This window comes from Helicobacter labetoulli, assembly GCF_003670275.1.
Taxonomy (GTDB): domain Bacteria; phylum Campylobacterota; class Campylobacteria; order Campylobacterales; family Helicobacteraceae; genus Helicobacter_C; species Helicobacter_C labetoulli.
This window is the reverse complement of sequence record NZ_QXJF01000001.1, coordinates 64,627-77,320: the sequence shown is the minus strand read 5'-3', so window position 1 is coordinate 77,320 and position 12,694 is coordinate 64,627. Positions and strand designations below refer to the sequence as shown.

Below are 12,694 nucleotides of genomic sequence, written 5' to 3'. Positions count from 1 at the left end.
GGATTCTCGTTTTGAACGCATTATTAGACAAAATCAGCTTAAAACCTACGCTGTTTTATGCGTGTATATTGCCATTTTTGTTTTTATCGGGCTGTTGGCGGATATTATTCGGCTAAATAGCGAGAGTTTGCAGGATGGATTCTATCTCTTACTCACATTGCAGGAATTCCCCCTTATCACTTTTATAATGGGCGTTGTGGCATTTGGCGTGATAATGTATAGTGTGGGGCAGTTTTCACGCATTATGCTAAGTGGCAATGAGTATAAACGCATAAATCCAAATCTCGTGCTTTCCCGCAGAGAATCCACACTCTATGGTGTTTTTAGCGATTTGCTTAGAAGTGCAAATTGCCCTTTTGAACCAGCGTTATATATCATAGAAGCTCCATATATGAATGCCTTTGCAAGTGGGTGGAATGAAAAAAACTCTATGATTGCTATCACTTCCACACTTTTAGAGCGACTAAAAGAAGATGAGCTAAAAGCTGTCATCGCCCACGAGCTAAGCCATATACGGCACGGCGATGTAAGGCTTACAATGTGTGTGGGGATTTTAAGCAATATTATGCTTTTGGGTGTGAATATCTTTGCCTTTTATTTTAGTGGTTCAAATTCTCAAGGGGCGCGTGTGGCTAGGAATATCCTGCTTGTGTTGCAGTTTATTTTGCCTTTGCTTACAATGGTGCTAAGTCTTTTTATCTCTCGCAACCGCGAGTATATGGCAGATTCTGGTGCGGCGTATTTGATGAGAGATAGTGAGCCGATGATTAGGGCGTTACAAAAGATTAGCCAAGATTATGCTCAAAACACTTACATAGAGCCAAACCCCACGCGTGCAAATGCGTATCTTTTTGATACAAGCGAGATTCTAAGCACTCACCCTAGCATACAAAATCGTATTAAATCATTGCTAGGGCAAAGATTTTGAAATGCGTATAGGGCATTTAGCTTGTGGCGATTTTTTAGGGCATTCAGTATTGAGTGATAAATCGGCGATTCTGCGTTCGCCAACTACGGCACTTACGCCTAGTAAGCTTCTTGTTGGCTCACTTGGTGCAGACGAAGTCAAACCCGTCCCACGCAAAAACACCAATTCACTAAAGAAACCTGCTGTGGCTTCGCCTTGCACCGCTTTGCTGGTTTTCTCATCTCAATCCTTAGAATGCCAAGATTCTAGCGGTGCAGATTCTACCCCTTGTCATACTGAGCTTTGCGGTGCAGATTCTATCCCTTGTCATACTGAGCCTTTAGGCGAAGTATCTCGCACAGAATCTAAAAGAGATTTTTCGCCTTTTTTAAAGGCTCAAAATGACAAGATTCTAGAATCTCAAGTAGATTCTTACAGCCACATCGCATTAATCCATTTTAACTTTTAAAGGAGTGTCAAATGCAAACACCACAAGATAAAGCCCTAGAGCAAAGCTCAAAGGCGTTTTTTGAATCTTTATGCGCGTTTGTGGGGGAAGATTCACAACGAGAAGGGATAGAGGGCACACCTAAGCGTATTGCTAAAAGCTTTGCAGAAATGCTAGATGGATACGCTCAAAGTCCCAAAGAGGCGTTAGGTAGTGTCTTTGAAGATGGCGTGTGTGATGAGATGATAGTGCTTAAAAAACTGCCATTTTACTCTATGTGTGAGCATCATCTTTTGCCTTTTTTTGGCTCTATATCCATAGGTTATATTCCGGATTCTAAGCTTGTGGGGATTAGTGGCTTGGCACGATTAGCGGAAGTTTTTACACATCGTTTGCAGATTCAAGAGCAGCTTACAGCGCAAATTGCTAATGCACTGATGAGTGAGCTAAGCCCTAAGGGTGTAATGGTAGTATGTGAGGCAAGGCATTTGTGCCTTGAAATGCGGGGCAAACAAAGGCAGTCGCATATCATCACTTCTGCGTTGCGTGGGCTATTTAAGAAAGATTTTAAAACGCGTGCAGAATTTATGCAGCTTTTGAATCAATCTTAAATGAATTGTATCTGATCGCTACTTTTTCAAAGAAAAATACTCAATTTGTGGAGATATTCCCCATATTTTACATAAATTTTACATTTAGCCTTGACATTTTATACATTTTCTAATGATAATGGCACTAGTTCAATCTTGAACTATAATCTTAAACAACTCGTAATGGAGGTTTTTATGAAAAAGATAGTTGTAAGCAGTGCTTTATCGGCTCTTCTTGTCTTGCCAGCAATGGCTTTTGAAGTGCATAATAACGATGATACAAAGGTTGATATCTATGGATCAATCCGTGGTTATGTAGGCTATGGCGAAAGTGGCAAGGCTGGAGCTGATGCAGGATACCTTATTGGGATTCAAAATAACTCACAATTTGGTGTGAAATTCCAAAAAGATAAGTTTAAAGCTAATGTAGAGTGGGGTGCAGTAGAGCCGGGCGTTGATGGCACTGATCAAAGCACAGGTTGGAGACAATATTGGGGATCTTATACAACTTCAGCTGGAACAATCCTCTTTGGTAAGACAAATACCCCAACAATTGATAATGGCTTCACAAATGACTTTATCAACAATGACAATGGATCAAGTGGCTTTGGTGGTATTGCTACGGGAAGCAGAAAGATTCAGATTCAATATAATGTAGCTGGACTAAGCCTAGCGCTTGTAGAAGATAAAACAGGTGCTGGTAGAAGTAGCAATGCAGCTAAACCAAATCAAGAATCTCCTCGTATCGCTGCAAGCTATACCATCAATGATGATAAAGGCAAACCTACCTTTAAAGTAGCAGCGACTTATAAATACTACAATTCTAACACAATTCAAGAAAATGTGCCTGCTGGGACAAGTGCATATCACGCTTGGATAGGTTATAAACCTACATTTGGTAGCTCATTCCTATCACTTATGGCACATTATGGTAAAAATGGGCATCTCTATGGTGAGCAACTCACAAGAATAAGTGCAGGTGGTTATCAGCATTCTACGCTTGATGTAGCTGGATTAGACGCACAAAGAGCTGGTGCAAGAGCTGAGTTTGGCACAAAGCTTTCAGATGATATGAGCTTAATTGTTGGTGCTGGGTATCAAGCGACATTTGGTGGAAAAGGGCAAAAAGCTCAAGCAGGAAGTGATTCGAAAGATAGCTTTATTCAAGGCTATTCAGCGTTTATTCAGCTTCCTTACAAAGTTAGCTCAAACTTTACTTTTGCTCCACAAGTAAGCTTCTATCAAACGATAGAAACTAACAAGAATGCAGTGACAACAACAACAAGTGAGAATGCTAAATTTAGTGGCAAAGAAACAGGTGTTATCGCTGCTGCTAGAATCAAATGGGATTTCTAATCCTTTGATTGTGCTTCAAAAGGTGTCGCTTGACACCTTTTGCTTTTTCTCACATCTTTTGTTTTACTTCCTTTTATTTTAAAGTTTCATATCATATTTAGCACTTTAGGCTTATAATACTGCTTTTCCCACATTTTTTCTTAGGATTTTTCTATGGCATTTGATTTTGGTATGGATATAAGTGCAGGTATGGTTTGCTTTCTTATTTTAGCGGCATTTGTGGCTGGATTTGTAGATTCTATTGCTGGAGGGGGTGGAATGATAACTATCCCTGCTTTACTCTTTGTGGGAATCCCACCGCTTCAAGCCCTAGGGACAAATAAGTTTCAAAGCTGTTTTGGGAGCTTTGGGGCGAGCTTGCATTTTTACAAAAGGGGGCATATTGATTTAAAAGGAAGTGCGGGGTTTGTGTGTGTGGTTTTTCTTAGCTCTATGCTTGGGAGCTTGTGTGTAGGGCTTTTTGAGAGTGATTTTTTGCGTAAATGTATCCCGTTTTTACTCATTATTTTTGCTTTTTACTTTCTATTTTCACCAAAAATCACGCAAGATTCTAGCAAAGCAGTGCTAGGCAGTGTGGGGCTTGGCTTTGTGCTAGGAATGATTGGCTTTTATGATGGCTTTTTTGGTCCGGGGACTGGTTCGTTTTTAATGCTTGCTCTTATTGCATTGGGGGGATTTGGGCTACTTCAAGCTTTGGCAAATGCGAAACTTTTTAATTTTGCTACAAATCTTGCTTCAATGCTTGTCTTTGCCTTTGGGGGGCATATTTTGTGGCTTGTTGGCTTATGTATGGCGTTGGGGCAGTTTGCAGGGGCGAGTTTAGGCTCAAGGGTGGCTATTGGCTATGGAGTGAAGATTATAAAACCGCTTGTGGTGTGCGTGTCTTTGGCGGCTTGTGTGAATCTATTGTATAAAGAATTTTTCACTTCACTTTGACTTCATTTTAAAAGTATAAACTTCGCCTATCCATTTAAGGATAAACTAACATAAAAGGAGTTTTTATGAAACTTACAAGGACATTGAAAATAGGTGTGTTGGCTGTGGCTTTTGGAAGTCTAGTGTGTGCGAATGCAGCGGATTTTAGCAAGAAAAGTGATAAGGAGCTTATTTCACTCTCTGGCATAGTTAAGGTTGAAGAGTTTGCTGACTATGAGCTTGAGATAGCAAAGCGAATGAAAGCTAAAAGTGAAAAAGAGGCAAAAGACTTTAGAGAAAAGCTCAAAGCTCAATATGAAAAGGCTACTGAAAATATGAGTGTCAAGGAATATAGAGAGTATAAGAGGGCTACGCACGAGGCAATGAAAAAGCGTGTGGAAAAGATGAGTGAAAAAGAGCTAAAAGAGAGTGGATTGCCACAGCACAAGCATTTAAAAGCGTGTAAGGGTGAATGCAAGGATACAAAGCATTGTGAGCCAAAAAAGAAATAAAAAATTTGCCTTGCAATGATAATGAAAGGTAGCAAGGCTAACTTACGCTTAAAGTATATCTTTAAGCGTGTAAAAATAATCGCACGAAGTGCCTCCACTTAAAGCGTTGTAGGGGGTGAGTGGCACGCTCACGAACGCCCAAAGGCAAGGGGAGATTATATAAGGGGGGAGGGAGCGAGTTTGCATTCTTGCGGAGCAATAATCCACACTTGCAAATTTAAGCCCATCCCCCTTATGAAAAAAACAAAAACTTAGAATCTTGAAAAAGAGATACTTTGCTGTCGCTCAGTATGACAAAAAAACAAGGAAAAAGGCAAAAGATTCTATTCTTGTGGATTGTTATATGTTAATCTTGCAATGGTGGAGTGCGAGAGTGTGACAAAAAGCAAAAGTGCAAAAAGGAAGTAAAAGATGTCTGCAAAGATTTTGTTGCTAGAAGATGACTTTGTGCTAAGTGAGATTCTATTGGAATTTTTACAGGAGCAGGGCTATGATGTGAAGCTTTGTGATAATGCTAAAGATGCGTTAAACTACGCTTATGAGCAGCATTTTGATTTATGGCTTTTTGATGTGAAAGTGCCTTTGGGTAATGGATTTGATATACTAAAAGAGCTTAGGGAATGCGGAAAGAACACGCCGAGCATTTTTATCACTTCGCTTGATAGGATTGATGATTTGCAAAATGGCTATAAGGCTGGGTGTGATGACTATCTTAAAAAACCCTTTGAGCTTTTGGAGCTGCAATATCGTATCCATACTTTACTCAAACGCTCCTTTTCACATACGCATACAGAATATGTGAATCTGCATAATGGTATGAAGTTTGGAATCTTAACGCAACTGCTCTATGATGAGCATAACGCCATTGTGCCTTTGACACAAAAAGAGAGCCTTTTGCTCTCACTGCTTTTGCAACATAAGGGGGGCTATGTCTCCCAAGAGATGATTTTTAGCACTTTGTGGGAATACGAGCAAGAGCCAAGTGAAATGAGTTTGCGTGCGTATGTGAAGAATCTGCGTAAGATTCTAGGCAAGGATAGTATTGTTAATCAGCGTGGCAGGGGGTATTGCTATAATGAAAATAGGTCAAATGTGGAGTAGAATGAGTGAGAATGCAAAGAGTATCATTAAGATTCTAAGTCTATATTTGGGGACAACAGGCATTTTTTTATGCGTGTTTTTTTGGTTTTCTTATGCCAAGGAAGTGCGGCATTTGGTAGCACAGCAAGTGAGTGAGCTGCGTGAGATAAGCCTTGAGGTGTATGAGATTTTACATAACAATAAAGATGATGTAAAAGCTGGACTCGCTCAGATTCAAAGCGAGATAAGCACACCGCTTAGAATCTACAATAAAAAAAGCGTGGTGATATATGATACTTTGCAAGTAGAGCTTACCCAAAGCGAGATAGAAGAGGGTTTTGCTATGCGTGGGGACTATGTGATTATTGAACCTTCAATGCACGAGAAGATTCCAAAAGCCCATAAGAGTAAGAAGAATCTTGTATCAAAATACCGCGATAATGCGAGATATAAAATTTTTATACAAGATACTTCTTTGGAATCTCAAATGTTTTTTTTACGCCTTAAGATGATTGCGTATTTTTTGCTTTCACTTTTTGGCGTGGGTGTGGTGGCGTATTTTTTAGTCAAGCTCTCTTTGAAGCCTATGCAGCAGCGGATCAATGCTTTGAATGCGTTTATTAAAGATTCTACTCACGAGATAAATACACCTTTAAGCATTATTCTAATGAGTATTGAGACACTTCCACTTGATAATCTCACCCCTGCACAATCCCAAAAGATAGAGCGTATTAAACTTGCTTCTAAAAGTCTCAGTCATATTTATAAAATCTTAGTGGCATATAACTTCCCTCATAGCATAAATCATAAGTGTGAGAATCTTGCCTTGCATATTTTGCTGCAGGAGCGATTAGAGTATTTCTCGCCATTTTTTGAGCAAAAAGCTTTGCAACTGCAAAGCACCATTACGCCGAGCTATATTTTTGCAAGTGCGGAAAAGATGAGCTGTGTGCTTGATAATCTTTTAAGCAATGCTATTAAATACAATAAAAAGGGCGGTGAGATTGATATAAGCCTAAAAGAAGGGGTTTTAAGCATTAGCGATAGCGGCTGTGGTATGGCAGATTCTGATAAGGAAAGAATCTTTGAGCGATATGTGCGGTGCAATGACTATCAAGGGGGCTTTGGCATAGGGCTAACGCTTATTAAGAGAATCTGCGATGAATATGGCATAAATATAGAAGTGCAGAGCGAACAAGGTAAGGGAAGTTGTTTTACTTTAATATGGAAGCAAGAAGGTAGAAAATAAAACACTTTTTAATTCAAAAAAGTGTAGGATTCTCGCATTCAAATTGATAAGGATTGTGTATGCAAGAAACGATTATTATGATTGAAAAAATTGTGCTTTCATCTATTTTTTTCTCGCCTGAAAAGTTTGAAGAGATTGCCGCGGAGCTAAGCCCAAGGGATTTTTTACACCCTGTGCATAGGGATATTTTTGCAATGTGTGAGGTTTTGAATAAAGAGAATCTGCCTATTGATAGTGAATTTATCCTTGCTAAAAAACCTGCAAATAAGAAAATCACGCAAGAGGAGCTACTTGAGATTCAAGCTATTAATCCTATTGCTAATATTGAAGCGTATATTAATGAGATAAAAGAGGCGAGTATTAAGCGTGAAATGCACTCTTTGGCTAATCTTTTGCGTGAAAAATCGCTTGATAATAATCAAAGTGTGGAAGAAATTGTTGATGAAGTGAGTAAAAAGCTAAGTGATATGAGTTTGGGAAAAGCAAATGATGATGTGTATGATGCACAGCAAGTTGCTAATGGTGTGATGGATTACATTATAGAGCTTAAAAATCGTGGTAATCTCATTGTAACCGGGCTTGATACAGGCTTTAAAAAGCTTAATCACTTTACCACAGGCTTTAATGATGGTGATTTGATTATCATAGGTGCGCGTCCATCTATGGGAAAGACTACTTTTGTGCTCAATCTTGCTCAACATATTTTAGATAACAATAAGGGCGTTGTGATTTTTAGCCTTGAGATGCCATATTTGCAGCTAGGTATGAGAATGCTAAGTGCAAAGGCATCAATCCCTTTGCAGAATCTCCGCAGAGCAAATCTTACTGAAAATGAGATAAGTGAGCTAAGTAGAGTGGTGGATAAACTAGCAAGTCAGCCTTTGCAGATTGTAGATACCTCATCTCTTAGTATTGCTCAACTCAAAGGGCGGCTGCGTAGGCTTAAAAAACAATACCCTGAAATTAGCGTGGCTATCATTGATTATTTGCAGCTTATGAATGGTGGCAAGGGGGAGCTTGGCAAACAAGCTGAAGTATCCGAAATTTCACGCGGACTGAAGATGTTAGCACGGGAGCTTTCAATGCCTATTATCGCCCTTTCTCAGCTCAATCGCCTTGTAGAATCTCGCGATGATAAGCGTCCTATTCTTTCGGATTTGCGAGATTCTGGAGCAATAGAGCAAGATGCTGATGTGATTTTGTTTTTGTATCGTGATGATGTGTATGCTAGAAGGGCAGATAAGGAGCGATATGCAAAATTTAAAAAAGAGGGTAAGGAAAAGGACTTTAAGCCCGAGCATACCGAGCGTGAGGTTGAACCAGCCGAGATTATTATCGCTAAAAATCGCAATGGTGAGATTGGCAATGTGGAGATTCGGTTTAATAAAAAATTCACGCGTTTTGAGGATAAACCTGAAGAAAACAGCCACGAGATGACACAAACGCGTATTGATGGTGTGGATTTTTTGCAAGGTGTGGAAAAAAGCACATCATCTCAAAGCTCCACAGATTCTAATTTTGATATACCTAATGTTTTTTAAAAAGTGAATAGAAAAGCTCACTCTACACATTCTCCTTTGGCAGTGGAGATTCTACATACAAAAAGGGAGTTTTTGGCATTTGTGGGATTGTGTTTGGCTCTTTTTGTAGGGAATATGCTTTTAGAATATAGTGCATATCGTGCTTATATCGCCCCACAAGATACTCAAGAGATTTATGCTCAAGTCATTGCTCAATACACAAAGCATAAGAATGATTCAAGCTATCAAGTTTTAAAACTTAAAAGCAACAAGGGCGAGATTTTCTATACAACAAGCAAGGAGGATATTAGGGACATTAGTCATAGGTTTGTGAGAATCTATGGTAAAAGGCTTGAATGCTCCTTTGTGGAGTATTTAAAAAGCTGTTTTTTTGTCTCCTATCGCATTAGCCTTTTGGCAGATTCTGATTATAGGCGGAGTTTTAGGGTATATATAGAAGCTCAACATAATGAGCCGCTTATTGCTTCTTTGTATAAAACGCTCTTTTTGGCAGATTTTTTGCCCCATATTTGGAGGGATTTGAGTAATAAGCTAGGAGTGGCACATCTTATTGCCATTAGTGGCTTTCATCTTGGAATCTTAAGTCTTGTGGTTGGTGGGCTTTTGGGCTTTGTGTATGGGAGGTTTCATAGATTTGTGAGTTATCGCAATAAGTATTTTGATATTGGAATCTTGCTTTGTGCGGTGCTACTTGTTTATTTGTTTGTGCTTGATTTTTCTCCATCATTTCTGCGTGCGTATGTGATGAGTGTGTGTGCATTTGTAGCTATTTTTAGTGGGATAAAATTACTGAGCTTTAGGCTGCTTTTTGTGGCTGTGGCTTTGTGCTTGGCTTTATTTCCGCGTTTAATTTTTAGCGTAGGGTTTGGGCTATCTATTAGCGGAGTGTTTTTTATCTATTTGTTTATAAAGTTTAGCAAGTTTGAGTGGCAAGAAGGTGGGATTTTGAAAAAATTTCTCTTTTTGCCTTTGTGGTTTAACACGCTTATTTTCCTTGATATGCTTATCTTAGTGCATTGGTCTTTCCCTTATTTTACACCTTTAAATCTTTTTAGTATTCCTTTAAGCCTGCTTTTTGTGATCTTTTTTCCTTGTATGCTTGTGGCTCATATTTTGGGCTTTGGTGGGCTATGTGATGTTTTGTTGCAATGGGCTATGGGATTAGAGCTAGATTCTATTGAGTTTTATACGCCTACTTGGCTTTTGGTAGCTTTTTTGTTATTGTGTGTTTTGGCTATGCGTTTTAGGGTGGCTTATATAGCTTTACACTGCGTGGGTGGGAGCTTTTTCATCTTTTTATGTATGCGGTTTATGAATCTAGTTTATGAGATGTGAGTGTGTAATATACAGATTTTACTTTGCCTAACTTTTTGCGATTAAGACAGAGTAGCTTATCGTGAGCTACGGCTAGAAAAATGCAGTCAAAATAGGCTAAAGGAAGCTCATCTAAAAGTGAGATATGATACATTTTTTGCACCTCTTGTTTGTCTGCCATAGGGTCATACACACTTACTCTTACGCCAAAAGATTCTAGCTCTTTTTTGACAATAGGGACTTTGGAATTTCGTATATCGGGGCAATTTTGCTTAAAGGTAATGCCAAGGATTAACACTTTTGCATTGAGAATCTCAATGTCGCTTTGTAGCATAAGCTTGATTATTTTATGTGCTATAAAATGTGGCATAGTATCATTAATCAATCGCCCAGAGCTAATCACTTGTGGGTGATAACCAATGCTATTAAGCTTATGTGTGAGATAGTAGGGATCTACACTTATGCAATGCCCCCCAACAAGTCCGGGTGTGAAAGGGAGAAAATTCCATTTTGTTTTTGCCGCTTCAAGCACTTCTAAAGCGTCAATCTGCAATACATCACAAATCATATACATTTCATTGATGAATGCAATGTTTAAATCGCGTTGAGCATTTTCTATGATTTTTGTCATTTCAGCCGTTTTGATTGATGAGACGCAAAAAGTCCCAGCTGTGATAATTGAGCCATAAAGGCTGTCAATGAAAGTGGCTACCTCTTGTGTGCTGCCTGAAGTGATTTTTTGAATCTGCGTGAGTGTATGGGAGCTATCGCTTGGATTAATGCGTTCAGGCGAGTAGCCAAGGTAAAAATCAGTGTTGAAAACTAGATTTGAGCTTTTTTCTAAGGCGTTTTTGCATTCATTTTCCGTGCAGGTAGGGTAGGTGGTAGATTCATAAATAACGATATTACCTTTTTGTAAAACCTTGCCTACAAGCTCACTTGCGTGAAGCAAGGCGGAGAGATTTGGTGTTTTATTCTCTGTAATAGGTGTAGGCACACAAATAATATAAATATTTGCCTTTGTGATTTGAGAAAGCTTGTGAGTGAAACTAAGATTTGTGCAGTTTTGTAAATCTTGGCTGCTTACCTGTTGTGTGCTATCAAAAGCAGAATCTAGCTCATCAATCCGCGATTTATCTATATCAAAGCCGATAGTGGGATAAGCCTTGCTGAAAGCCACAGCTAAAGGCAAACCCACATAGCCCAAGCCAATAATAGCAATATGTGCGTTTTGGAGTGTGGGAATAGGCATTTCATACCTTGAAGATTCTATTGTTATAAAGGCGATAAGCGGTGTTATCATAGCTATCATAGGCGAGATTTTCCGCATTAAAGTGAAGCCTATTTCCTGCCTTATCTACCCACGCGATTTGCCTTGCAGGATTGCCTACATATAGGGCAAAATCTGGCACATTTTTTGTTACCACACTTCCTGCACCAATGAGTGCGTATTCGCCAATTTCCACACCGCAAATGATTGTTGCATTTGCTCCAATAGAAACTCCGCGTTTAATCAATGTGGGGTAAAAGCTATCTTTACGCGAGATAAATGAGCGGGGATTAATAACATTTGTAAAAACTACACTTGGTCCCAAAAAAACATCATCGCAGATTCTCACCCCTTCATATATGCTGATATTATTTTGGGCTTTGAGATTATTACCAATAATGACATTTTTGCCTACCATACAATTTTGCCCAAAAGAGCAATTTTTGCCAATCACACTGCCACTAAGAATATGGCAAAAATGCCAAATCTTACTGCCCTCACCAATGATGACATTCTCATCAATTATACTGCTTTCGTGGATAAAAATAGCCATTTAAAGCCTTTTATTTAAAGGGTGATAATCGCCCTGTAATCCAATGGGAGTAGCGTTTCTAATATGATAAGTAAGCTCAATAGCCTTTCTTGAATCTTCACAGCTAAAACCTTCATTATTTAAAATCTTAGTGTAACTTAGTGTGTGAAGGTCATTAAATCCATCGCTAAAGGTAAATTCTTCACCTTGTAAAGACAAGGAGCGATACACTCTTTTGCCTTGCTCTTTTATATGCTGTGGCAAAAGATTTTCATCAATGGATAAAAACCATCGCACCCTTGCCTTTTGTAGCACCAAGATTCCACTTACACTGGAATGATTACGATAATGCACAATATTTTGTTGCACATCACCAAAAATCCAAAGTAGCATATCAAAAAAATGCACCCCAATATTAGTTGCAACCCCACCGCTTTTGCTCTCTTCGCCCTTCCACGAGTGGAAATACCACTTACCTCTAGCGGTAATGTAGCTCAAATCAATATCAAGTACACAATTTTTACTTGATTGTTCTATGCGTGTTTTAAGTGCAAGAATACTTGGGTGTAAGCGAAGTTGTAAAATGCTATAAATATGCTTATTTGTTTCATTTTGGGCTTGTGAGAGTGCGTCTAGATTCCACGGATTTAGCACAAGGGGCTTCTCGCAAATTGCTGAAGCATCATTACGCAGGGCAAGACGGATATGCGTATCGTGAAGATGATTTGGGGAGCAGATACTAAGATAATCAAGTGGCGTGTTATTGCGTTTAAGTTTATCAAGGTAGCGTTCAAATCTTTCAGATTCAGTAAAAAAATCAGCCTGTGGAAAGTAACTATCTAAGATTCCTACAGAATCGTGCTTGTCAATCGCACAAAGAAGAGAGCCATTATTTTGCTTAATGGCTTGAAGATGTCGTGGAGCGACAAAGCCGCCCACACCGATTAATCCAAAGGTTTTGCTAGGATTTTTAATCATAC

The 12,694-nt window shown here is 39.0% G+C and carries 12 protein-coding genes and 1 pseudogene; 10 read left to right on the top strand and 3 right to left on the bottom strand.

Annotation, left to right across the window (positions count from 1 at the left end; all coding sequences use genetic code 11):
* The 10 genes and pseudogenes from htpX to EBF12_RS00325 all read left to right on the top strand — a co-directional run.
* A partial coding sequence (htpX, locus tag EBF12_RS00370; RefSeq protein ID WP_244196266.1) for a zinc metalloprotease HtpX occupies positions 1-928 on the top strand: 928 nt, incomplete at its 5' end.
* 37 nt (positions 929-965) lie between these two features.
* A pseudogene (locus EBF12_RS11505) lies at positions 966-1,244 on the top strand (hypothetical protein); the annotation flags it as partial.
* Between the two features lie 143 nt (positions 1,245-1,387).
* Positions 1,388-1,966, top strand: a complete 579-nt coding sequence (gene folE / locus EBF12_RS00360; protein ID WP_121725885.1) for a GTP cyclohydrolase I FolE — start codon at positions 1,388-1,390, stop codon at positions 1,964-1,966.
* Between the two features lie 174 nt (positions 1,967-2,140).
* The gene (locus tag EBF12_RS00355) at positions 2,141-3,301 is read left to right on the top strand and encodes a porin family protein (protein ID WP_121725884.1); all 1,161 of its coding nucleotides are present in this window, start codon (positions 2,141-2,143) and stop codon (positions 3,299-3,301) included.
* 153 nt (positions 3,302-3,454) lie between these two features.
* Complete coding sequence (locus tag EBF12_RS00350; RefSeq protein ID WP_121725883.1) at positions 3,455-4,237, top strand: TSUP family transporter; 783 nt, start codon at positions 3,455-3,457, stop codon at positions 4,235-4,237.
* A gap of 65 nt (positions 4,238-4,302) precedes the next feature.
* Positions 4,303-4,728: a DUF1104 domain-containing protein gene (locus EBF12_RS00345; protein WP_121725882.1), complete on the top strand. Its 426-nt coding sequence runs from the start codon at positions 4,303-4,305 to the stop codon at positions 4,726-4,728.
* Positions 4,729-5,139: 411 nt separating this feature from the next.
* Positions 5,140-5,829: a response regulator transcription factor gene (locus EBF12_RS00340; protein ID WP_121725881.1), complete on the top strand. Its 690-nt coding sequence runs from the start codon at positions 5,140-5,142 to the stop codon at positions 5,827-5,829.
* A gap of 1 nt (position 5,830) precedes the next feature.
* Complete coding sequence (locus EBF12_RS00335) at positions 5,831-7,057, top strand: sensor histidine kinase (protein WP_121725880.1); 1,227 nt, start codon at positions 5,831-5,833, stop codon at positions 7,055-7,057.
* Positions 7,058-7,116: 59 nt separating this feature from the next.
* Positions 7,117-8,598, top strand: coding sequence for a replicative DNA helicase (locus EBF12_RS00330; RefSeq protein ID WP_121725879.1), 1,482 nt, complete (start codon positions 7,117-7,119; stop codon positions 8,596-8,598).
* A 3-nt stretch (positions 8,599-8,601) separates the two neighbouring features.
* Positions 8,602-9,933: a ComEC/Rec2 family competence protein gene (locus tag EBF12_RS00325; protein ID WP_244196265.1), complete on the top strand. Its 1,332-nt coding sequence runs from the start codon at positions 8,602-8,604 to the stop codon at positions 9,931-9,933.
* Here the strand turns inward: EBF12_RS00325 and EBF12_RS00320 are convergent.
* From EBF12_RS00320 to EBF12_RS00310, 3 genes are read right to left on the bottom strand one after another with little or no spacing between them, the layout of a single operon-like run.
* Entirely contained in the window at positions 9,908-11,164 is a 1,257-nt protein-coding gene (locus tag EBF12_RS00320; protein WP_121725877.1) for a nucleotide sugar dehydrogenase, read from the bottom strand. The genes EBF12_RS00325 and EBF12_RS00320 overlap by 26 nt on opposite strands.
* Position 11,165: 1 nt before the next feature.
* The gene (locus EBF12_RS00315) at positions 11,166-11,735 is read right to left on the bottom strand and encodes an acyltransferase (RefSeq protein ID WP_121725876.1); all 570 of its coding nucleotides are present in this window, start codon (positions 11,733-11,735) and stop codon (positions 11,166-11,168) included.
* Positions 11,736-12,692, bottom strand: a complete 957-nt coding sequence (locus EBF12_RS00310; RefSeq protein WP_121725875.1) for a Gfo/Idh/MocA family oxidoreductase — start codon at positions 12,690-12,692, stop codon at positions 11,736-11,738.
* Positions 12,693-12,694: the final 2 nt, after the last annotated feature.